23 protein-coding genes are annotated in these 20710 nt (G+C 72.7%); 17 read left to right on the forward strand and 6 right to left on the reverse strand.

Annotated features, from left to right (window positions below):
- The first annotated feature begins 90 nt into the window (after window positions 1-90).
- Entirely contained in the window at window positions 91-930 is an 840-nt protein-coding gene (locus KUA19_RS22925; protein ID WP_217398793.1) for an SDR family oxidoreductase, read from the forward strand.
- 90 nt (window positions 931-1020) lie between these two features.
- Here the strand turns inward: KUA19_RS22925 and KUA19_RS22930 are convergent, their stop codons facing one another.
- Complete coding sequence (locus KUA19_RS22930; RefSeq protein WP_372451828.1) at window positions 1021-1782, reverse strand: SanA/YdcF family protein; 762 nt, start codon at window positions 1780-1782, stop codon at window positions 1021-1023.
- Between the two features lie 149 nt (window positions 1783-1931).
- On the opposite strand from KUA19_RS22930, the gene KUA19_RS22935 reads away from it, so the two are divergent.
- The 15 genes from KUA19_RS22935 to hypE all read left to right on the forward strand — a co-directional run bounded on the left by KUA19_RS22935 (window position 1932) and on the right by hypE (window position 13174).
- Window positions 1932-2483, forward strand: coding sequence for a hypothetical protein (locus KUA19_RS22935; protein ID WP_217398795.1), 552 nt, complete (start codon window positions 1932-1934; stop codon window positions 2481-2483).
- Between the two features lie 49 nt (window positions 2484-2532).
- On the forward strand, window positions 2533-2781 hold the full coding sequence (locus KUA19_RS22940; protein WP_217398797.1) for a HypC/HybG/HupF family hydrogenase formation chaperone: 249 nt from the start codon (window positions 2533-2535) through the stop codon (window positions 2779-2781).
- Complete coding sequence (locus KUA19_RS22945) at window positions 2778-3461, forward strand: D-sedoheptulose-7-phosphate isomerase (RefSeq protein WP_217398799.1); 684 nt, start codon at window positions 2778-2780, stop codon at window positions 3459-3461. Before KUA19_RS22940 ends, KUA19_RS22945 begins: the two co-directional genes overlap by 4 nt.
- Window positions 3462-3466: 5 nt before the next feature.
- Window positions 3467-4522 carry an NADH-quinone oxidoreductase subunit B family protein gene (locus tag KUA19_RS22950; RefSeq protein ID WP_308167585.1) on the forward strand — a complete coding sequence of 352 codons (1056 nt, stop codon included), beginning with the start codon at window positions 3467-3469 and terminating at the stop codon, window positions 4520-4522.
- Between the two features lie 37 nt (window positions 4523-4559).
- Entirely contained in the window at window positions 4560-6332 is a 1773-nt protein-coding gene (locus KUA19_RS22955) for a nickel-dependent hydrogenase large subunit (protein WP_254549953.1), read from the forward strand.
- On the forward strand, window positions 6329-6874 hold the full coding sequence (locus KUA19_RS22960) for a NifU-related iron-sulfur-binding protein (RefSeq protein ID WP_217398801.1): 546 nt from the start codon (window positions 6329-6331) through the stop codon (window positions 6872-6874). The genes KUA19_RS22955 and KUA19_RS22960 overlap by 4 nt, the downstream gene beginning before the upstream one ends.
- The gene (locus tag KUA19_RS22965) at window positions 6871-7536 is read left to right on the forward strand and encodes a DUF5947 family protein (protein WP_217398803.1); all 666 of its coding nucleotides are present in this window, start codon (window positions 6871-6873) and stop codon (window positions 7534-7536) included. Before KUA19_RS22960 ends, KUA19_RS22965 begins: the two co-directional genes overlap by 4 nt.
- On the forward strand, window positions 7529-8185 hold the full coding sequence (locus KUA19_RS22970; protein ID WP_217398805.1) for a DUF6084 family protein: 657 nt from the start codon (window positions 7529-7531) through the stop codon (window positions 8183-8185). Before KUA19_RS22965 ends, KUA19_RS22970 begins: the two co-directional genes overlap by 8 nt.
- On the forward strand, window positions 8167-9573 hold the full coding sequence (locus tag KUA19_RS22975) for a hypothetical protein (RefSeq protein ID WP_217398807.1): 1407 nt from the start codon (window positions 8167-8169) through the stop codon (window positions 9571-9573). The genes KUA19_RS22970 and KUA19_RS22975 overlap by 19 nt, the downstream gene beginning before the upstream one ends.
- Window positions 9570-10100, forward strand: a complete 531-nt coding sequence (locus tag KUA19_RS22980) for a hydrogenase maturation protease (protein ID WP_217398813.1) — start codon at window positions 9570-9572, stop codon at window positions 10098-10100. Before KUA19_RS22975 ends, KUA19_RS22980 begins: the two co-directional genes overlap by 4 nt.
- Entirely contained in the window at window positions 10100-10207 is a 108-nt protein-coding gene (locus tag KUA19_RS45015) for a DUF6893 family small protein (RefSeq protein ID WP_372451830.1), read from the forward strand. Before KUA19_RS22980 ends, KUA19_RS45015 begins: the two co-directional genes overlap by 1 nt.
- Window positions 10208-10340: 133 nt before the next feature.
- Complete coding sequence (locus KUA19_RS22985) at window positions 10341-10688, forward strand: hydrogenase maturation nickel metallochaperone HypA/HybF (RefSeq protein WP_217398814.1); 348 nt, start codon at window positions 10341-10343, stop codon at window positions 10686-10688.
- Window positions 10689-10690: 2 nt separating this feature from the next.
- On the forward strand, window positions 10691-10963 hold the full coding sequence (locus KUA19_RS22990) for a HypC/HybG/HupF family hydrogenase formation chaperone (RefSeq protein ID WP_217398816.1): 273 nt from the start codon (window positions 10691-10693) through the stop codon (window positions 10961-10963).
- A 10-nt stretch (window positions 10964-10973) separates the two neighbouring features.
- Window positions 10974-12101 (forward strand): hydrogenase formation protein HypD, encoded by a 1128-nt coding sequence (gene hypD / locus KUA19_RS22995; protein WP_217398818.1) that lies wholly within the window; start codon window positions 10974-10976, stop codon window positions 12099-12101.
- Window positions 12098-13174: a hydrogenase expression/formation protein HypE gene (hypE, locus tag KUA19_RS23000; protein WP_308167586.1), complete on the forward strand. Its 1077-nt coding sequence runs from the start codon at window positions 12098-12100 to the stop codon at window positions 13172-13174. The genes hypD and hypE overlap by 4 nt, the downstream gene beginning before the upstream one ends.
- A gap of 7 nt (window positions 13175-13181) precedes the next feature.
- Here the strand turns inward: hypE and KUA19_RS23005 are convergent, their stop codons facing one another.
- Entirely contained in the window at window positions 13182-13562 is a 381-nt protein-coding gene (locus tag KUA19_RS23005) for a hypothetical protein (RefSeq protein ID WP_217398820.1), read from the reverse strand.
- Window positions 13563-13591: 29 nt separating this feature from the next.
- Window positions 13592-14317, reverse strand: coding sequence for a methyltransferase domain-containing protein (locus KUA19_RS23010; RefSeq protein ID WP_217398822.1), 726 nt, complete (start codon window positions 14315-14317; stop codon window positions 13592-13594).
- Window positions 14318-14491: 174 nt separating this feature from the next.
- On the opposite strand from KUA19_RS23010, the gene KUA19_RS23015 reads away from it, so the two are divergent.
- A complete protein-coding gene (locus tag KUA19_RS23015; protein ID WP_217398824.1) occupies window positions 14492-16480 on the forward strand; it encodes a glycoside hydrolase family 76 protein in 1989 nt (662 codons plus the stop codon).
- Window positions 16481-16503: 23 nt separating this feature from the next.
- Here KUA19_RS23015 and hypF read toward each other — a convergent pair whose 3' ends face one another.
- The 3 genes from hypF to KUA19_RS23030 all read right to left on the reverse strand — a co-directional run bounded on the left by hypF (window position 16504) and on the right by KUA19_RS23030 (window position 20704).
- Complete coding sequence (gene hypF, locus KUA19_RS23020; RefSeq protein ID WP_254549998.1) at window positions 16504-18795, reverse strand: carbamoyltransferase HypF; 2292 nt, start codon at window positions 18793-18795, stop codon at window positions 16504-16506.
- Window positions 18796-18864: 69 nt separating this feature from the next.
- Window positions 18865-19902 (reverse strand): hypothetical protein, encoded by a 1038-nt coding sequence (locus KUA19_RS23025; protein ID WP_217398828.1) that lies wholly within the window; start codon window positions 19900-19902, stop codon window positions 18865-18867.
- Between the two features lie 31 nt (window positions 19903-19933).
- The gene (locus tag KUA19_RS23030; RefSeq protein WP_217398830.1) at window positions 19934-20704 is read right to left on the reverse strand and encodes a VOC family protein; all 771 of its coding nucleotides are present in this window, start codon (window positions 20702-20704) and stop codon (window positions 19934-19936) included.
- Window positions 20705-20710 lie beyond the last annotated feature (6 nt).

The raw sequence follows: 20710 nt of genomic DNA on the forward strand, positions 1-20710 counted from the left end.
GTTTACATTGCTGTAAGTCACTGAGTCCTGACAGTCTGATCCGGCACGTCCACACGCGAACGTGCATGTCAGACGGAGGGACTGAGGCACATGGCAAGACGCTGGCTGGTTACGGGCTGCTCCACCGGGCTCGGCCGCGCTCTGGCGCAACGGCTCGCCCAGGAGGGGGAGCAGGTGCTGGCGACCGCGCGCGACCCGCGCACGCTGGCGGACCTGGCCGACCGGCACCCTGAGCTCATCACCGCGGCACTGGACGTCCGCGACCCGGACCAGTGCGCGGCCGCGGTGGCCACCGCCCAGTCCGCCTTCGGCGGCATCGACGTGCTGGTCAACAACGCGGGCTTCGGCCAGTTCGGCACGGTCGAGGAGGTGTCCGACGCCGAGGTGCACGGGCAGTTCGAGACCAACGTGTACGGCCCCTGGCGGCTGACCCGGCTGGTCCTGCCCCTGTTCCGGGCCCAGGGCCACGGCCACGCGATCTTCGTGGGCTCGGTGGCGGGACAGGTGCCGTTCCCGGGGCTGTCCGCGTACACGGCGAGCAAGTTCGCGGTGGAGGGCCTGGCCGAGACGCTGGCGGCCGAGGTGGCGCACCTGGGCGTACGGGTGACCCTGGTGCAGCCCGGCGGCTTCGCCACCAGCTATGGCAGCTCGACGATCCTGCCCGAGCAGCGGGTCGACGCCTACGAGCCGGTCGCCGGGCCGATGCTGACCGGCATCCGCACCATGAACGAGAACCCGGCGATCAACTCGCCGGAGCTGTTCGCCGACACCGTGTTCCATGTGGCGGGGATGGCGAACCCGCCCCTGCGAGTGCCGGTCGGCCCCGACGCCCGGGAGTACCTGGGTGCCGCCTACACGGCCCGCACCAAGGAGTTCGAGGACGTCACGGCCGCGGGCCTGCACCTCGGCCGCCCCTCCGCCCAACCCTGACAGCGCAAGGAAGGGCGCCTTCTTATCGCTTTCCGAGGTAGCAGGTGCCCTTCCAAACCCGCGGCGCGCGGGGCCTGATCGGAGTGCGGCTCAGCCGCGTAGCGCGTCCTCGACGCCGGTCTCGTGGCGGCCGAGGAAGACCGGGTCGCGGCCGGACAGCGTGTCGAGGGCGGCCTTGAGGCAGGCGCCCTGCTCGCGTACCACGGCCTGGGTCCAGAAGCCTTCGAAGCGGCGGACCGAGTCGTCGGCGACGCCGTCGGTCTCGATGCCCGCGTCGCGGCACAGGGTGACCGCCCGCGCGATGTGGTAGCTCTGCGTCACCACGATCGCCTTCTGCACCCCGAAGATCCGGGCCGCCCGCTGGCAGGAGTCGTACGTGTCGAACCCGGCGTGGTCGAGGACCACCTTGTCGGCGGGCACGCCCCGATCGACCAGCCAGTCACGCATGGTGTCCGGCTCGTCGTAGCTCCACTCGGCGTGGTCGCCGGAGACCAGGATCGCGCGCACTTTCCCGGCGTCGTAGAGCTCCTTGGCGATGGCCAGCCGCGCCTCCAGGAACGCCGACGGCACCCCGTTCTCATGCACCTTGGCGCCGAGCACCAGCGCGACCGGCGCCTGCGGCACGTCTTGCACGGAGTAGACGTGCCCGGAGGCGCCCCAGCGGATCCAGCCGATGCTGGCGCCGACCGCCAGTAATCCGGCCAGGGTGCCCCACACCGCCAGGCGCAGCACCCGGCGGCGCCAACGCGCCGGCCGACCAGGCGCGGACCGCCCCGGCGCGGCCGGATCAGGCTGGTCGAGGGCGGGCCCGTCGAGGGCGGGCTGGTCGGCGGGGGAGAGGTCGTCGGACACAGCCGCATCATCGGGTACGCCCGCCACCCCCGCAACGCCCTCCACCACAGCATGACGATGGCACTACGCAGCGCGATGCGCGGCGGGCGATTTGCGCGTGTTGTGGTGATAGGAACGCTATGGTGAACCACGACGGAGGAGGGAACGCCATGACAGCGCCCGCGGTCGACACGCCGGTAGGGCGGCGCGAGCAGCCTGGCTCGGCCCTGGCCGCACTGGCGCCCGCGCTCGTCGATGCCGCCGCCGCGCTCGCCGACCGGTTGGGCGCGGGCGGGACGCTGCACGTGTTCGGCGACGACGACGCCGAGTCCGACGCCCACCATGTCGCCGTCGAGTTCGTACACCCGGTGATCGTCGGTAAGCCCGCGCTGCCCGCGCTCGCCCACCCGGCCGCGCGCACCGCCCACCGGCTGCGCCACGCCGCCGCACCGTACGACGTCGCGCTGGCCCTGTGCGGCCCCGACCCCGCCGCGGTCGAGCCCGGCCTGCGCGCCGCCGCCGAACGGGGTCTGCTCGCCGTGGTGCTGTGCGGACCGAGGCTGCCGCGGGCCCCCGCCGCGCACACGCTCGCCCTGCCCGCCGACGACCCGCTGATCGTGCGCGAGCTGCGCGTCAGCGCCTACCACCTGCTCTGGGAACTGGTGCACGTGCTGCTGGAAGGCGACGGGGCACCGCCCGGTCACGGCGGTCGACCGGCATGAACGAGCGCAGCGAGCCGACCGCGCGCCCCGAGTGGAACGGGGCATCCGTATGAGTGTCCGACTGGCGATCCTGGCCGAGCTACGCGCCGCCGCGCAGCCGACCGAGTCCTGCGTGACCTGCTCCGACACCGCCGTGCCGGTGACCGTGGTGCGGCTGCGGGCAGACGGACTGGCCCTGGTCGACGTCGGCGGCAGGGTAGAGGAGATCAGTGTCGCCCTGGTCGAGGCCAGGGTCGGCGACACGGTGCTGGTCCACGCCGGTGAGGCCATCGCGGTGCTACCGGAGGTGGCGCCGTGACGGCTGTGCGCCGTGCCGCGCCGGCCGGCCTCGGCTCGCTCTACCCCTTCCTGTACGACGGCGCCCCCGCGCCCGACGCCACCGCTGCCCTCGTCGCCTCCACCGAGGCCAAGCTGCGCGACACCGCTCGCCTGCGCGCCGAGGTGCTCACCGAACAGGCCGCCGCGCTGCGCCGCTGTGCGGCCACGCTGGCCGCCGCCCTGCACCGCGGCGCCCACCTGTACGCCTTCGGCAACGGCGGCAGCGCCACCGACGCCCAGGCCTGCGCCGACCTGTACGCCTGCCCGCCGGTGCCCGGCCCGAACCTGCCCGCGACGGCGCTGGGCGGCGACGGCGCGGTGCTCAGCGCGCTGGCCAACGACGTCGGCGTCGAGGCGGTGTTCGCCCGGCAGTTGGCCGCGCTCGCCCGCCCCGGCGACATCGCGGTCGGCTTCTCCACCAGTGGCAACTCCCCCAACCTGGTCGCCGCGTTCGCGCAGGCCCGGCGGATCGGCATGGTCACCGTCGGCTTCGCGGGCGGTGACGGCGGCGCGATGGCGCGCGCGCAGCTCGACCACTTGTTCGTCGTGCGGTCGCCGTCGGTGCACCGCATCCAGGAGGCGCAGACGACCGCCTGTCACGTGCTGTGGGAGCTGACCACGGCCGGTGCGACGGGGTCGGCGCCAGAGCACAGGGGGTGAACGACGTGGGTGCGACGAAGTCCGCCGGGGCCGCGGTGGAGGAGAAGCCGATCCACATTCTCTGGATCAACGCCGGGCTGAGCTGCGACGGCGACTCGGTCGCGCTCACCGCGGCGACCCAGCCCAGCATCGAGGAGATCGCGCTGGGCGCGTTGCCCGGCCTGCCGAAGATCGCGGTGCACTGGCCGCTGATCGACTTCGAGTGCGGCCCGGAGCAGGGCGCCGACACGTTCATCGAGTGGTTCCACAAGGCCGACCGGGGCGAGCTGGAACCGTTCGTGCTGGTCATCGAGGGGTCGATCCCCAACGAGGCGATCAAGGAAGAGGGCTACTGGGCCGCGTTCGGCAACAACCCGGCCACCGGGCAGCCGATGACCACCAGCGAATGGCTGGACCGGCTCGCGCCCAAGGCCCTGGCCGTGCTCGCGGTCGGCACCTGTGCCACGTACGGCGGGATCCATGCGATGGAGGGCAACCCGACCGGGGCCATGGGCGTGCCGGATTACCTGGGTTGGGACTGGCGCTCCAAGGCCGACATCCCGATCGTGTGCGTGCCCGGCTGCCCGATCCAGCCCGACAACCTCGCCGAGACCATCACCTACCTGCTGTACCAGGCCGCCGGGCAGGCGCCGATGATCCCGCTGGACGACAAGCTGCGCCCGCAGTGGCTGTTCGGGATGACCGTGCACGAGGGGTGCGACCGGGGCGGCTTCTACGAGCAGGGCCAGTTCGCCAAGGGGTACGGCACGCCCGAGTGCATCGTGAAGATCGGCTGCTGGGGCCCGGTGGTCAAGTGCAACGTGCCCAAGCGCGGCTGGATCAACGGCGTCGGCGGCTGCCCGAACGTGGGCGGCATCTGCATCGCCTGCACCATGCCCGGCTTCCCGGACAAGTTCATGCCGTTCATGGACGAGCCGCCCGGCGCGCACGTGTCGGCCAACGGCAGCGGCATGTACGGCGCGATGATCCGCCGCCTGCGCAACATCACCGCCAAGACCGTGGACAAGGAGCCCAAGTGGCGCCACCGCGGCACCGAACTGACCACCGGCTACCACCGCTGACCCGCTTTCACGCGACAGGAAGGGCTGAACAACCGCCATGACCATGCAGCAGGAGCGTGAGGGTCTGGTCGAGATGTCGTGGGATCCGATCACCCGGATCGTCGGCAGCCTCGGCATCTACACGAAGATCGACTGGAAGCAGAAGCAGGTCGTCGAGGCGTACAGCACCTCGTCGGTGTTCCGCGGCTACAGCATCTTCATGAAGGGCAAGGACCCGCGCGACGCCCACTTCATCACCAGCCGCATCTGCGGCATCTGCGGCGACAACCACGCGACCTGCTCGGTCTACGCGCAGAACCAGGCGTACGGGGTGCAGCCGCCGCACCTGGGGGAGTGGATCGTCAACCTGGGCGAGGCCGCCGAGTACATGTTCGACCACAACATCTTCCAGGAGAACCTGGTCGGGGTGGACTACTGCGAGCGGATGGTCCGCGAGACCAACCCCGGGGTGTGGGAGAAGGCCAAGAACACCCCGGCCCCGGGCGCCGCGCAGCACGGGTACAAGACCATCGCCGAGATCATGACCTCGCTCAACCCGCTGGAGGGCGAGTTCTACCGCGAGGCGCTGCAGGTCAGCCGAACCACCCGGGAGATGTTCTGCCTGATGGAGGGGCGCCACGTGCACCCGTCCACGCTGTACCCGGGCGGCGTCGGCACGGTCGCCACGGTGCAGCTGTTCACCGACTACCTGTCCCGGCTGATGCGGTATGTCGAGTTCATGAAGCGGGTCGTGCCGATGCACGACGACCTGTTCGACTTCTTCTACGAGGCGCTGCCGGGCTACGAGAAGGTGGGCCAGCGGCGGGTGCTGCTGGGCTGCTGGGGCGCGCTCAACGACCCGGACCACTGCGACTTCACGTACGAGCGGATGTCCGACTGGGGCCGCAAGATGTTCGTGACGCCGGGCATCGTGGTCGACGGCAAGCTCGTCACCAACGACCTGGTGAAGATCAACCTCGGCATCCGCATCCTGCTCGGCAGCTCCTACTACGACGACTGGCAGGGCGAGCAGGTCTTCGTGCACCGCGACCCGCTGGGCAACCCGGTCGACGTGCGCCACCCGTGGAACCAGCACACCCTGCCCAAGCCGCAGAAGCGCGACTTCGACGGGGCGTACTCCTGGGTCATGTCGCCGCGCTGGTTCGACGGCGCCGACCACCTGGCCTTGGACACCGGCGGCGGCCCGATCGCCCGGCTGTGGTCCACCGCCCTGTCCGGCCTGGTCGACATCGGCTACGTCAAGGCCACCGGCCACAGCGTGATCATCAACCTGCCCAAGACGCTGACCAAGCCCGAGGTCAGCTTCGAGTGGAAGATCCCGCAGTGGAGCAACGCCCTGGAGCGCAACCGGGCCCGCACCTACTTCCAGGCGTACGCCGCCGCCGTCGCCCTGCACGCCTGCGAGAAGGCGCTGGGCGAGGTCCGGGCCGGACGCACCCAGACCTGGGAGCCGTTCAAGGTGCCCAAGGACGCCAACAGCTGCGGCTTCACCGAGGCGGTGCGCGGCGTGCTGTCGCACCACATGGTCATCCGGGACGGGAAGATCGCCAACTACCACCCGTACCCGCCGACGCCGTGGAACGGCAGCGTGCGCGACCGGTACGGCACGCCGGGACCGTACGAGGACGCGGTGCAGAACACGCCGATCTTCGAGGAGAACACGCAGGAGAACTTCAAGGGCATCGACATCATGCGCGCCGTACGCAGCTTCGACCCGTGCCTGCCGTGCGGGGTGCACATGTACACCGGCGACGGGAACGTGCTGCGCAAACTGCACACCCCGCACGTGTTCGCGTCCGGCAACGCATGAGCGCCGACGTCGACCTCGACCCGCACGCGGTCGGGGAGCGGGTGCAGGCTCGGCTCGACGAGGTGGAGCGCGCGGGCGGCCCGGCCGCCCGCGCCGCCGCCGACGACGCCGTACGCGAGCTGATGCTGCTGCACTCCGCCGCCCTGACCCGGCTCCTGCACGGCCTGACCGCACTGCCCGGCAACGCCGCCGCGCTGCCCGCGCTCGCCTCGGACGAGCTGGTCGGCGGCCTGCTCGCCCTGTACGACCTGCACCCGGTGCCGGTCACCGACCGGGTCGCCGCGGCCCTGCCGCGCGTGGCCGGGAAACTCGGCCGCGAGGTGGCGCTGCTCGGCGTCGACGCCGACGGCGTGGCCCACGTCGCCCTGACCGCCTCCGGCTGCGGTGGCGGCTGCGGCAGCACGGGTGCGGCCGTGGCCGACGCGCTGACCCGGGCGGTGCAGCAGGCCGCGCCGGAGGTCGTCGAGGTGCGGGTGCAGGAGCGGGCCGCGCCCGCGCCACTGCTGCAGATCGGACGGCGCGACGCCGGTGTGACCGCATGACCCTGCGCCGCTACCTGCGCCCGGCCGCCGCCGCGCCGCCCGGTTCCGGTGCGGGGGCCGGAGCGGGGGCCGGTGTGGAGGGTGGTGAACGGTGTGAACTGTGCGGAGCGCCGCTGCCCGCGCGGCACGACCACCTGGTCGACCGGCACAGCCGCTCGCTGCCGTGTGCGTGCCGCCCGTGCTGGCTGCTGTTCCCGGCGGCCGTGCCCGCCCCGGACCGTGTCCCGCGCTATGCCGCGATCCCGGCCAGCGTCACCGCGCTGCCCGGCTTTCCGCTCACCGAACGCGACTGGGCCGCCCTCGACCTGCCGGTCCGCCTCGCCTTCGTATACCGGGACAGTGCCCTGCACCACCCCGTGGCCCTCTACCCGAGCCCGGCCGGCGCCGCCGAGTCCCCGCTACCGCCCGACGCCTGGGCTGAGCTGCTCGCCCGCCACCCGGCCACCGCCGGCATGACCGAAGACGTCGTCGCGCTGCTGCTGCACCGGGGCGACCGGGGGCCGGAGTGCTTCGTTGTCCCCATCGACTCCTGCTATCGGCTGGTCGGGTTGGTGCGGACGCACTGGCGCGGCTTCGACGGCGGTGAGCAGGCGCGCGCCGCGATCGGCGGGTTCCTCGACGAGGTGCGCGCGGGCGCGAGGACGGAGGCCGCAGTTGCTTGAGCTCGACTTCACCTGCCTGGACGTGCAGGCCCAACGCTGGGCGGCGGCCCCGACGCTGCGCGTCCGGCTGGGCGTGACCGGCCCCGCGGACGTACGCGTGCACGCCGGTGTGCTCACCTGCCAGCTGCGCATCGACCCGCGCGCCCGCGACTACACCGACGCCGAGGCGCAGAAACTCGCGTGCGTGTTCGGCGAGCCGTCGCGCTGGGCGGCGAGCATGCAGCAGCTGCAGTTCGCCACGGTCACCGCGATGCTGCCCGGCTTCACCGCCCGCACCGAGATGGAACTGCTGGTGCCCTGCTCGTACGACCTGGAGGTCGGGCTGGGCAAGTTCTTCCACGCCCTGTCCGGCGGGGACGTCCCGCTGACGCTGCTGTTCAGCGGCACGGTGTTCGTGGCGACCGCGGCCGGGGTCCAGGTGGCGCGGGTGCCGTGGGACCGGGAGGCGAACCATCGGATGCCCGCGGCGATCTGGCGCGACCTGATGGACCTCTACTTCCCGGACTCGGCCTGGATCCGGCTGCGCCGCGACACGACCGACGCGCTGCTGCGCTACCAGGCCCGACACGCGGTGCCCAGTGCCGACGCGGCGCTGGCCGGGCTGCTGGCGGACCGGCAGGAGGAGGCCGCGTGTCCGGTCCCGCGCTGAGCGACCCGTTCGAGCAGGCCCGCGCCGTCGCCGACGCGGTGCTGTACGAGGGCTACCTGCTGTACCCGTACCGCGCCGACGCGGCCAAGAACCAGTTGCGCTGGCAGTTCGGCGTGCTGGTGCCCCCGTCCTACGCCTCCGACGCGCACGGCGAGTACGCCACCTGCCAGACCCAACTGCTCGCCGAGCCCGGCCCGGACGCGGTGCTGCGCTGGCGGCTGCGTTTCCTGCACGCGGTCACCCGCACCGTCGAGGCGGCCACGCCGGACGGCTGGGCGGCGCGCGCCTCCGCCGAACACGAAGGCGTGCTGCACCTGACCTTCGACGAGACGATCGAGCAGACCGTCGACGTCGAAGCCCCGCTGTGGCCCCTGGTCGGCGCTCCCGACGACATGACCCCGTTCGCCGTCCCCGGCGGCGAGGAGATCGAGCAGCTCAGCCCCGACCTGCGGCTGCGCCGCGTACGCCGCCCGCTCCAGGGCGCGCTGCGCCTGCGCGTCGAGCCCCTGCCCGGCCCGTACCGCCCCCTCCGCCTCACCTGCACCGTCGAAAACCGCACGGAGGAAAGGAAGGGCCCCTTCTTATCGCAATCCGTAGAAGAAGGGCCCCTTCTTGACGCCTCGGCTCGGTCGGAGCGGCCGGAGGCGCTGCGGTCGTCGCTGATCGCGGCGCACAGCGTGTTCGCGCTGAGCGCCGGTGGGTTCGTGTCGGCGCTCGATCCGCCGGAGTGGGCGAAGGCGGCGGTCAACGATTGCCGCAACGTGCGCACCTGGCCGGTGCTGCTGGGCGAGCCGGGGCGTACCGACGCGGTCCTGTCCGCGCCGGTGATCCTGTACGACCACCCGGTCCTCGCCCCCGAGAGCCCCGGCGAGACGTTCGACTCCCTGGAGATCGACGAGCTGCTCGTGCTGCGTACGCTGACGCTCACCGACGCGGAGAAGCGGCAGGTCCGGGCCACGGACGCGCGGGCGAACGCGCTGCTTGGCCGGGCCGAGGCGCTGCCGCCGGAGCTGTTCGAGCGACTGCACGGCGCGATCCGCCAACTGCGCCCGGTCGGGGCGGCAGCCACGGCCGACCCGCTCCAGACCGCGGCGCCCTGGTGGGACCCGGGCGCGGACAGCAGCGTCGACCCGAGCACCGACACCGTGGTGATCGACGGGGTGGCGGTCGGCGCCGGGGGCAAGGTGCGGCTGCGGCCGGGCGGGCGGCGCAGCGACGCGCAGGACATGTTCCTGGTCGACCGGCTGGCGACGGTGCACGCCGTACTGCTCGATGTGGACGGCTCGACGCACCTGGCCGTGACCCTCGACGACGACCCCGCCGCCGACCTGCAGGTCGAGCAGGGCCGGTTCCGCTACTTCGCGCCGGAGGAGGTGGTCCCGTCATGACGGTGCTGGTCGCGGGCCTGGGCAACATCTTCCTCGGCGACGACGGGTTCGGCGTCGAGGTCGCGGCGCGCCTGGCGGCGCAGCCGCATCCGGAGTGGGTACGGGTGGCCGACTACGGCATCCGCGGCGTCCATCTCGCGTACGACCTGATGGAAGGCTACGACGCCACCGTGCTCATCGACACCGACCAGCGCGGCGACGTCCCCGGCACGGTGCGCCTGGTCGAGATCACCGCCGAGCACCGTGCCGCGGACCGGGCGGCCGGGGACGGGGTGCTGGTCGACCCGCACGGTATGCAGCCCAACCGGGTGCTGCACCTGCTCGACAGCTGCGGCGGCAGCCCTGGCCGGGTGCTGCTGGTGGGCTGCGAACCGGCCGTGTTGGAGGAGGGCATCGGCCTGAGCCGCCCGGTGCTGGCCGCCGTCGACGTCGCGGTCGTGCTGGTACGGCAGCTGTGGGACGCCGGGCCGCAGGCCCTGCTCGAGCAGAGCGTTTCGTCAGGTCCATCCAGGAGAGGAGCACCGTGATGTTGTGGAAGAAGGTCGTGGCCGGGCTGCTGCTGGCCGGGGCGGCGGCACTGGTGATCCAGTCGCTGCCGGACATGAAGCGGTATCTGAAGATGCGCAGCATGTGACGCCGCCGCCAACCCGGCGGTTAAGAAGGGCCCCTTCCTCTACGTAAAGCGATGAGAAGGCGCCCTTCCTTTTCGTGCGCATCTCTTGGGGTGGGCGGGGCGTTGCGATTGGTGACAAGGGAGCGGGGGACAGATGCATGAGATCGGGCTCTGCGAGAGCATTCTCGCGGTGGTGCGGCAGCGGGCCGAGGGCCGCGCGGTGGACCGGGTGAAGGTGCGCATCGGGGTGCGCCACGGGGTCGCCGAACCGGCGCTGCGCGACGGGTTCGCGCTGGTGGCCACCGGCACCACCGCCGACGGGGCGCTGATCGAGCTGGTGACCGTGCCCGCGCGGGTGGTCTGTGACGGCTGCGGCCACGACGGGGAGACGCTGGTGCTGCCCGCGATCTGCGGTGAGTGCGGCAGCGCGCGGGTGACCGTGTCCGGCGGCGACGACCTCATCCTGGAGGAACTGCACCTCATCGACCGGGCGGTGCGCTGACCATGTGCCTCGGTATCCCCGGCGAGGTCGTCGAGTTCCACGCCGACCGCCCCGATCTGGCCCAGGTCGACGTCTCCGGCGTACGCCGGGCCATCAACATCGGGCTGCTCGAACCTGGCGAGGTGGGCATCGGTGACTGGGTGCTGATCCACGTCGGGTTCGCCCTGTCCAAGATCGACGAAGCGGAGGCGAAAGCGGCGATGGAGTTCCTGGAGAGCATCGGCCAGGCGTACGCCGACGAGCTCGCCGCCCTGCAGTCGTCCACCATCGAGTAGGGAGCGGTCGATGCGATTCGTGGACGAGTTCCGCAACGCCGAGCAGGCCAGGGCACTGGCCGCCCGCATCGCGGCCCGGTGCGAACCGGGGCGGCACTACAAGTTCATGGAGGTGTGCGGCGGGCATACCCACACCATCTACCAGCACGGGCTGGAGGACTACCTGCCCGAGGCGGTGGAGCTGGTGCACGGGCCGGGCTGCCCGGTCTGCGTCATCCCGATGGGCCGCGTCGACGACGCCATCGCCATCGCCCGGCGGCCGGAGGTCATCCTGGCCTCGTTCGGGGACATGATGCGGGTGCCCGGCGGCAACGGGTCGTTCCTGGACGCCAAGGCGGCCGGGGCCGACATCCGCATGGTCTACTCCCCGCTGGACGCGCTGAAGCTGGCCCGCGCCAACCCCGACCGCGAGGTCGTGTTCATGGCGATCGGGTTTGAGACCACCGCGCCCAGCACCGCGGTCACGGTGCGCCGGGCCGCCACCGAGGGCCTGACCAACTTCTCGGTCTTCTGCAACCACGTCACCATCATTCCGGCGGTCAAGGCCATCCTGGACTCGCCCGACCAGCGCCTGGACGGCTTCCTCGGCCCCGGGCACGTCTCCACGGTGATCGGGTGCGAGCCGTACCGCTTCATCGCCGAGCAGTACGGCAAGCCCCTGGTCGTGGCCGGGTTCGAGCCGCTGGACATCCTGCACTCGATCGACATGCTGCTGGCCCAGCTCGAGCAGGGCCGGTGTGAGATCGAGAACCAGTACAGCCGGGTGGTGCCCTGGGACGGCAACCTCACCGCGCTCAAGACCCTGGCCGACGTGCTGGAACTGCGCCCGTTCTTCGAATGGCGCGGCCTGGGCTTCATCGCCCACTCCGCGCTGCGCCTGACCGAGCGCTACGCCGACTTCGACGCCGAGCGCCGCTTCGCCGTCCCGGGCGTACGCGTGGCCGACCCGCAGTCGTGCCAGTGCGGCGAGGTGCTCAAGGGCGTGCTCAAGCCGTGGGAGTGCAAGGTGTTCGGCACCGCGTGCACCCCGGAGACGCCCATCGGCACCTGCATGGTCTCGCCCGAGGGCGCCTGCGCGGCGTACTACAACTTCGGCCGGTTCCACCGGCAGCGCCTGCTGGAGGTGACGGCCCGGTGACCGCCGAGCTGACCGAGGTCCTCGACCGCATCGACCGGACCCGCCGTGCCCGCGCCCGAGTGCGCGAGGAGCGGCTGACCATGGCCCACGGCGCGGGCGGCAAGGCGACGCAGAGCCTGGTCGAGGCGGTGTTCCTGACGGCGTTCGACAACCCGGAGCTGAACGCGCTCGACGACGCGGCGGCGCTGACCGCGGGCGGGGCACGGCTGGCGTTCACCACCGACTCGTACGTGGTCAAGCCGCTGTTCTTCCCCGGTGGCGACATCGGCGACCTGGCCGTCAACGGCACCGTCAACGACCTGGCCGTAGCCGGTGCCCGGCCGTGCTTCCTGTCGGCCGGGTTCATCCTGGAGGAGGGCTTCGGCGTCGCCGACCTGACCCGGATCGTCTCCTCGATGGCGGCGGCGGCCCGCGCGGCCGGGGTCCGCATCGTCGCCGGGGATACCAAGGTCGTCCCGCGCGGCCTGGCCGACGGCTGCTACATCACCACCGCGGGCATCGGCGTACGTGAGCACGACCGCGACTTCGGAGTGCACCTGGCCCGCCCGGGTGATCTGGTGCTGGTGTCCGGCCCGATCGGCGACCACGGCATGACCGTGCTGGTCGCCCGGGGTGACCTGGACCTGGAGGCCGATCTGCGTTCGGACACCGCCGCACTGACCGGGCTGGTCGACGACCTGCTCGCGGCCGCCGGGGACGGCGTACGCGGGATGCGCGACGCGACCCGGGGCGGGGTGGCGACCATCCTCAACGAGGTGGCCCGCGCGGCCGGGGTGACCGTGGTGGTCGACGAGGCGGCGGTGCCGGTGCGGCCGGGCGTACGCGGGGCGGCCGAGCTGCTCGGCATCGACCCGCTGTACGTCGCCTGCGAGGGGCGCCTGGTCGCGATCGTGGCCCCCGAGCACGCCGACGCCGCGCTGGCCGCGCTGCGGGCACACCCGCTGGGCGACCAGGCCGCCGTCATCGGCCGCGTCGACGCCGACCCGGCCGAACTGGTGCTGCTGCGCACCCGCTTCGGCGGCACCCGCATCGTGGACCTGCTGGTCGGTGACCCGCTGCCCCGGATCTGCTGAAACCGGCTCAGGCCTGCGCGGCGGCGTCGGGGTCGTACGACCGCAGCAGGTCGAGCAGCTCGCGGGCGGGCGGCGCCGCGCCGTCCAGCGTGAACCAGCCGGACCCGAGGCTGCCCTCGTACTCGCCGTTGTTGCAGCGGAAGCAGATGGCCACCTCGGTCGATCCGCCGTCGGCCGTCCACAGCCGCATGCCGTAGACCGGCAGGAAGCAGCGGGCCTGGTCGGCGTCGGGCAGCCGGGCCAGCAGCGATGCCGCCTCGGTCGCGGCCTGGCCGCCGAGGGTGGCCAGTTCCGCGTGTACCCGCCACTCCATCATGCCGCCGGGCCCCGGGCCGAGGCGCAGCACGTCGACCGCGGTGATGGTGGCGGGTTCGAAGAAGGTGATCACCGGGTCAGCGTGCCACAGTCGGCGTCGGGTCAGTCCGTGCGCCGGGCGAGGAAGACGTACTCCCGTCCCGGGCGGTCCGGCGCCTGCCGGACCTCGCGCACCGAGAACCCGCAGGCGGCCAGCGACCGCTCGATCTCGTCCCGGCTACGGAACCGCAGGGTGGAGTCGGACACGACGGTCTCGCCGTCGCTGAACCGGTACACGTGCCGGAAGGACACGTGCGGCAGGGCGACCTCGACCAGCTCGAACCGTTGCTCGACCACGCCGATCCCGGGCACCTCGCGCACGGTGGTGCCCTGCTCGGCGGCCCACTGCTCCCAGGCGCGGTACTGCGGCCGGCGAGTCTCGAACGCCAGGTGACCGCCCGCGCGCAGGGCGCCGCGTAGGCCGCGCAGCGTGGCGTGCCAGTCGTCGTCGGACAGGAAGACCTGGGCCACGTTGCCGGTCATGACGGCCAGGTCCGCGCCGAGGTCGGGCAGGGTGGTCGCGTCGCCGTGGTGCCAGGTGACCAGCTCGGCACCGGGTTTGGTCCGCGCCACGGCCAACGACGCCGCCGCGGGGTCGGCGGCGCTGACCCGCAGGCCGCGCGCCGCCAGCAGGACGGCCAACGCGCCGGTGCCGCAGCCGAGGTCCAGCACGTGCCGGGCGCCGACCTCCCCGGCCAGCAGCACATACGCGTCGAGGTCGGCGCGGTCGCCGTCGAAGGCGTCGTAGACCCGGGCCAGGCGCGGGTGGGCAAAGATCTCATCGGGCACGGCGGCCACCCTAGCCGTCTTGGCACGCCCGCGCGGTGGACAGCCAACCGTTAAGTTTGTTAACTTCGATCTCTCAAACATCGACAGATACCAACGTCATTCTGTTGGTACGTGCCGGAACTCGTGTGAACTCCGACCGGCGACCGGTCGGACGGCCCGAACGAGGTGGATCCGATGCGGAAGCTGACCGTCCTGCTGCTGGCGCTGGTCGCCGCAGGCCCGGGTGCAGTCGTGGTGGCGGCACCGGCGGCCGCGGCCGCCACGGTGTGCGCGCTCTACTGCGACACCCGCGACCCGTCCCTGGCCCGGCAGGAGATCTTCCCGGTGCCCGAGGTCAACCTCAACGGCCGCCGCCTGGTGCTGCACGTCTCCGACACCGACCGGATGGCCTGGGGCAGCATCGACAACGGCCTGACCGGCGACTCCGTCTGGCTCGACCGCAGCTGGACCGACGGCTCCAGCTGGGACGGACTGCTGGGTCGGGCGAGCATCCCGGCGACCTGGACCGGCACCCGCACCCTGATGTACAACCTCGCCGACCCCGCCGCCCACAAGCGCGGCATGGTCCGCGCCTGCGGCGACGCGGGCGGGGTCACCTGCACCGCCTGGGTGTACGCCAAGGTCTGCGACACCGTCTGCGACGGCGCCGACCCGGCCACCGCCGTCGGCGACAGTCAGCCCGTGCCGGGCACCGTGCTCAGCAACCGCCGCATCGACCTGCACATCGACAGCCGCGGCCTGGCCTGGGCCACGCTCGGCTCGGGCACCGCCGGCGACGAGGTCTGGCTCGACCGGTCCTGGGACGAGGGCGCCTCCTGGCCCGGCGGCTCGTCACTGGGCCGCGTCAGCGTCCCGTCCGGCGCCACCACGGTACGGACCACCATGGTCAACACCCGTGACCCGCGCTCGCTGCTCTACGGCGGGGCGGTGCGCGCCTGCGGGCGGGCCACCGGCGGCGCCAACGGCAGCTGCACCGCGTGGGCCCGCCCCGCCATCGACCGGTCCGCCGCGGCCGCCGACGCGCTGGCGTACGCGTACCGCACCGACACCGCGTGGTGGCCGTCGAGCTGGTGGAACTCCGCGGTCGCGGTGACCACGCTCGGCGACTGGTCGGCCCGCACCGGCCGCACCGACTACCGCTGGCTCATCGACCGGACCTACGAGCTGAACAAGGGCGTCATTCCGGCCGGGCAGAAGAGCACCGACGCGATCGAGGGCAACTTCATCAGCCGCGCGATCGACGACACCGGCTGGTGGGCGCTGGCCTGGGTGCAGGCCTACGACCTCACCCACGACGCCAAGTACCTGAACACGGCGGTGGCGATCGGCAACTACATGCACTCGTACTGGGACGGCACCTGCGGCGGCGGGGTCTGGTGGAACCGCGAGCGCACCTACAAGAACGCGGTCACCATCGGCCTGTACATCCGGCTGACCGCCGCCCTGCACAACCGCATCCCCGGCGACACGCTGTGGCTGGGCCGGGCCACCGCGGGCTGGAACTGGTTCGCCGCCAGCGGGATGATCAACGGGTCGGGGCTGGTCAACGACGGGATCACCGGCGGCTGCGCCAACAACGGGCAGACCGTGTGGACGTACAACCAGGGGCTGGCCGTCGGTGGGGCGGTCGAGCTGTGGCGGGCCACCGGCAACGCGTCGCTGCTGACCTCGGCCCGCCAGCTGGCCGACGCGGCGATGAACTCCACCGTGCTGACCCGCTCGGGCATCCTCACCGAGTCCTGCGACCCGGCCAACAGCTGCGACGACAACCAGAAGCAGTTCAAGGGCATTTTCATGCGGTACCTGATGGACCTGGCCGACGCCTCGGGCGTGGCCGCGTACCGGACGTACGCGCAGCGGCAGGCCGACTCGATCTGGCAGTCCGACCGCGACAGCCTCAACCGGATCGGACAGCGGTGGACCGGCGCCACCCCCAACGCGCGCGACTGGCGCACCCAGGCCTCCGGCCTCGGGGCCCTGCTCGCGGCCACGGCCGGATCGTCGAACCCGCCGCCGACCGAGGCGGCCTGGGCGCCGAACGTCTCCTACCAGGTCGGCACGGTGGTCACCTACGCGGGAGGCCGCTGGCAGTGCCGTCAGGCGCACCTGTCCCAGGTGGGCTGGGAACCGCCCAACGTCGCCTCCCTGTGGCTGCGGCTGTGACGTCCGAATCGGCCTGACGCCGCTCAGCGGTCGAGGGCGGCGGCGATGGCGGCCTGGCCGAGGCTGAGGCCGCCGTCGTTGGGCGGGACGAGACTGTGCGTCAGCACCCGGAAGCCGGCCGCCGCCAGCCGGTCGACCACGCCCGTGAGCAGCAGCACGTTCTGGAAGACGCCGCCGGACAGGGCCACCGTGTCCAGTCCGTGCCGCTCGCGCGCCAGCACGCAGGTTGTGGCGATCAGGTCGGCGAGCCCGGCGTGGAACCGCGCGGCGATCAGCGGCACGGGCACGCCGTCGAGGCGGTCGGCCAGGGCGGCCCGGACCAGGTCGCCGCCGTGGAGGGTGAGCAGCGTCGCCTCCTCGACCCGGGCCGGGTAGCCGGTGTGGTCCGGGTCCTCGGTGGCGGCCCGTTCGAGCTCGATCGCCGCCTGCCCCTCGTAGCCAGCCTCGTCGCGCAGGTCGAGCAGCGCCGCCACGGCGTCGAAGAGCCGCCCCGCGCTGGAGGTGAGCGGGCAGTTCAGACCCTGCCGGACGGCCGAGCGCAGCGCGGGCCACCGCTGCGCGTGCCGCGTGACCACGGGCAGCGCGGGCAGCTCACCGAAGCTGTCCAGATAGGACAGCGCCATCCGCCATGGCTGGCGGACCGCGGCCGCGCCGCCGGGCATCGGCACCGGCGCCAGCCGACCCACCCGGGTGTACGACGTCAGGTCCGCCACCAGGAACTCCCCGCCCCACAGCGTGCCGTCGTCGCCGTAACCGAGGCCGTCAAAGGCGACCCCGAGGACCGGCCCGCGCTCGCCGTGCTCGGCCAGGCAGGACGCGATGTGCGCGTGGTGGTGCTGCACCCCGATCAGCTCGACCTCGTTCAGGCCGTACGCGTACCCGGTGGACAGGTACTGCGGGTGCAGGTCGTGCGCGACCAGCTCCGGGCTGATCCCGAGCAGCCGCCGCAGGTGCGCCACGCCCTCGGTGTACGACCGGTACGTCGCCGCGTTCTCCAGGTCGCCGATGTGGTGCGACAGCACCGCCTGGGCGCCGTTGGCCAGGCAGAACGTGTTCTTGAGGGTGGCGCCGCAGGCGAGGATCGGGCGGCGGGCGGCCACAGGCAGGGTCAGTGGGCGGGGCACGTATCCGCGCGAGCGGCGCAGCAGCAGCGGGCGGCCGCGCACCACCCGCGCGACCGAGTCGTCGGTGCGGGTGTGGATCGGCCGGTCGTGGGTCAGCATCGCGTCGGCGAGCCCGGCCAGCCTGGTCGCGGCGTCGTCGTCGCGGTAGGCGATCGGCTCGTCGGAGACGTTGCCACTGGTCAGCACGACGGGGCGGGCGATGGTGCGCAGCAGCAGGTGGTGCAGCGGGGTGTAGGGGAGCATGACGCCGTACTCACGACAGCCGGGCGCGACGGCGTCGGCGATCCGGAGCGGGCTGCGGCGGCGCCGGGGCAGCAGCACGATCGGCCGGGCCGGGTGCGTCAGCAGTTCGGCCGCGGCCGGTGCGAGGTCGACCAGCTCGGCGGCCTCGGCCAGCCCGGCCGCCATCAGCGCGAACGGTCGGTCCTCGCGGTGCTTGGCGGCCCGCAGCCGGGCCGCGGCGTGCGGATGGGTCGCGTCGACGGCCAGGTGGAAGCCGCCCAGACCCTTCACCGCGACGATCGCGCCGTCGCGCAGCAGCCGGGCCGCGGTCGCGATCGGGTCGCCGGACAGCGCCTCGGGTTCGCCCGTGCCGGGCAGGGTGTGCAGTCGCAGCCGGGGGCCGCACTCGGGGCAGCAGACGGGCTGGGCGTGGAAGCGGCGGTCAGCCGGGTCGGCGTACTCGTCGGCGCAGGACGGGCAGAGGACGAAGCCGCGCATCGTCGTGTTGGCGCGGTCGTACGGGACCCCGGTGACGATGGTGAAGCGCGGACCGCAGTGGGTGCAGTTGGTGAACGGGTAACCGGCCCGGCGGCCACCGGTGGCCAGGATCTCGTCGAGGCAGGCTGGGCAGGTGGCGGCGTCGGGCGAGATCTGGGTGGTCGGCGCCCCGGTGCCGTCGCTGCCGACGATGCGGAAGCCCGCGGCGCCGGTCGGCGGCAGCGGGCTGGTCGCGACCGAGTCGATCACGGCCAGGGGCGGGCGCTCGCGGTCGAGCGCGACCAGGAACGTGTCGAGCGTCCCGGGTGCGGCTTCGGCCTCGATGAACACCCCGCGCGTGTCGTTGCCGACGTGACCGTCGACGCCGAGGCGCCGGGCCAGGGTGTAGACGAACGGGCGGAAGCCGACCCCCTGCACGATCCCGGCGACCCGCACCGCCAGCCGCGTACGCTGAGCCGCATCACCTGACATTTCGGACACAAGATGATTCTGGCCCGCAGCCGGGCCGCCCTGCGGCCGGACACGCCCCGATCGTGGCGGTCAGCCGCGCGCCCACCGCCGCAGCAGGTCGCCGTCGTGCGTGAGCCAGGTGCCATCCCCGAGCGGGATCGGATTGTCGGGTATCCGGTCCGGGTACGCGACCTCGACGGCGCTGCCGTCGGCGGCCGGTTCGATCAGCCAGTCGCATTCGACGTCGTCCACCGACCGGACCAGCAGCGTCCGCTCGTCCACGAAGCCGCCGCCGTACTCGAACGCGATCTCCGTCCCCTCGGCTGCGAGGGTCTCGCTCGACAGGGTCCACGCGGTCCGGCCGTCGGCGCCGTCGAGCACGGCGAGGTCGTACTGTCCGTGCGCCACGGTGAACAGACGCGTGCCCGAGGGGTCCACGTCGAACAGGCAGCGCGTGTCGGCGCCGTAGGAGGCGACCTCCAGCGTGTGCCCATCCCACCGGCCCCACCACAGCGGCGCCCCGTCCTGGCCTTCGTCGAGGCAGAGGCCCATCTGTCCAGGGTCGGGATGGCCGACGTGGTAACTGCGCTCGGCGCACGTCTCGAGCACCGTCTGGGCGAGGATTCGACCGGAGTCCGGGGCCACGACCAGCCACGCCTCGTTGCCGTCGTCGTCGGGATCGGTGCTGCGCACGTGTGCCCACACGATCGAGCCGTCCGCGCTGAACCGGGCCGAGCCGTGGTTCAGGTAGCGGTGACCGGGCTCGTGGCGGTATTCGTCGTAGTCCTCGTGCAGGTCCCAGCACTGGTCGGACCAGCAGCCGTGCTTCAGCTCCCACCGCGTCACGCCGTCGCGGTCGACCGCGCGCAGTGCGTGCGGACCGGCGAACACGGCCAGGTCGAGCCCCGGGCTGACCGCGTCGCCGCGGCCGAGGACGGGCCACGGTGCGGGGAAGCTCGCCACGGGCTCTGCGAGTGGGAGTTGCGGGGTGTCGAGGTCGTACACCGTCAGCGACTGCTCATGGCGCACCGTGACCAGCCGCCGCGGGTGACGCAGCACCTGAACCTGCGACGGTGCGGCGGGCCGGTCCAGGCGTACCTGGCCGAGGAGGCGGGGGGTGAGCGGCATGGGTCTCTCCGGGGTGAGGCGTCGCGGCAGCCTACGGCGCCGGTGCGACAGGCAGGGCGCCGGTGTGCGGATCCCGTGCGGTCAGGCAGTACGCGAATCCGGCGGGGTCGCGCAGCACCGTCCACCGCTGCTGCCTGGCGATCACGGTGGCCCCGTGGGACTCGTGCCAGGCGCGCACCGCGTCCACGTCCGAGCAGGACAGGTCGAGATGCGCACCGGTGGGCCGCTCCTCGTCCAGCCGCTGGAGGAGGATGCGCAGCGGCAGGTGCGCGGGTGGCTTCAGCACCCGGAACTCCGGCCGCGATCCCGCGACGAGGTCCCAGCCGGTCAGCCCGGCCCAGAACGCGGTCTCGTCGTCGTAGCGCGACGGCGCGATGTCCAGGCACACCTGGTCGACGCGGCTGATCGCCCCGTCCGGTGCCGTGATCACGGGCAGCCGCGCCGACTCGCCCTGGTACGGCACCGCGCACCACAGCAGCCCGCCCGGCGAGCGCAGCACCGTGTACCGCTCCTGCCGGTCCACCACGTCCGCGCCGAGCGCCAGCGCGGTGTCGACCAGCGCCTGCGGGTCGTCGGTCGCCGGATCGAGGTGCATCCCGCCGGGAGGGCCGACGACCTGCACCTTCAGGTGGGCGTCGCCGTCGCCGAGCAGGGTCGCGAACTCGCCGTGGGCGCCGCGCCGCGCGGACAGGCGGGTGCCGGTGACCGCGAGCCAGAACGCGGATCCGGCGTCGAACCGGTCGGCCGGGAAGTCGAGGAACGCGTGCGTCCAGCGGATGGCGGGCGGTGTCGGCACGGGCATCGCATC

The sequence above is a fragment of the Catellatospora tritici genome (assembly GCF_019083965.1).
In the GTDB taxonomy this organism is placed as follows: domain Bacteria; phylum Actinomycetota; class Actinomycetes; order Mycobacteriales; family Micromonosporaceae; genus Catellatospora; species Catellatospora tritici.

Coding starts and splice junctions, on each gene's coding strand:
- KUA19_RS22925 (WP_217398793.1), top strand. CDS start 91: ATGGCAAGACGCTGGCTGGTTACGGGCTGCTCCACCGGGCTCGGCCGC.
- KUA19_RS22935 (WP_217398795.1), top strand. CDS start 1,932: ATGACAGCGCCCGCGGTCGACACGCCGGTAGGGCGGCGCGAGCAGCCT.
- KUA19_RS22940 (WP_217398797.1), top strand. CDS start 2,533: ATGAGTGTCCGACTGGCGATCCTGGCCGAGCTACGCGCCGCCGCGCAG.
- KUA19_RS22955 (WP_254549953.1), top strand. CDS start 4,560: ATGACCATGCAGCAGGAGCGTGAGGGTCTGGTCGAGATGTCGTGGGAT.
- KUA19_RS22960 (WP_217398801.1), top strand. CDS start 6,329: ATGAGCGCCGACGTCGACCTCGACCCGCACGCGGTCGGGGAGCGGGTG.
- KUA19_RS22965 (WP_217398803.1), top strand. CDS start 6,871: ATGACCCTGCGCCGCTACCTGCGCCCGGCCGCCGCCGCGCCGCCCGGT.
- KUA19_RS22980 (WP_217398813.1), top strand. CDS start 9,570: ATGACGGTGCTGGTCGCGGGCCTGGGCAACATCTTCCTCGGCGACGAC.
- KUA19_RS45015 (WP_372451830.1), top strand. CDS start 10,100: ATGTTGTGGAAGAAGGTCGTGGCCGGGCTGCTGCTGGCCGGGGCGGCG.
- KUA19_RS22985 (WP_217398814.1), top strand. CDS start 10,341: ATGCATGAGATCGGGCTCTGCGAGAGCATTCTCGCGGTGGTGCGGCAG.
- KUA19_RS22990 (WP_217398816.1), top strand. CDS start 10,691: ATGTGCCTCGGTATCCCCGGCGAGGTCGTCGAGTTCCACGCCGACCGC.
- hypD (WP_217398818.1), top strand. CDS start 10,974: ATGCGATTCGTGGACGAGTTCCGCAACGCCGAGCAGGCCAGGGCACTG.
- KUA19_RS23015 (WP_217398824.1), top strand. CDS start 14,492: ATGCGGAAGCTGACCGTCCTGCTGCTGGCGCTGGTCGCCGCAGGCCCG.
- hypF (WP_254549998.1), bottom strand. CDS start 18,795: ATGTCAGGTGATGCGGCTCAGCGTACGCGGCTGGCGGTGCGGGTCGCC.
- KUA19_RS23025 (WP_217398828.1), bottom strand. CDS start 19,902: ATGCCGCTCACCCCCCGCCTCCTCGGCCAGGTACGCCTGGACCGGCCC.
- KUA19_RS23030 (WP_217398830.1), bottom strand. CDS start 20,704: ATGCCCGTGCCGACACCGCCCGCCATCCGCTGGACGCACGCGTTCCTC.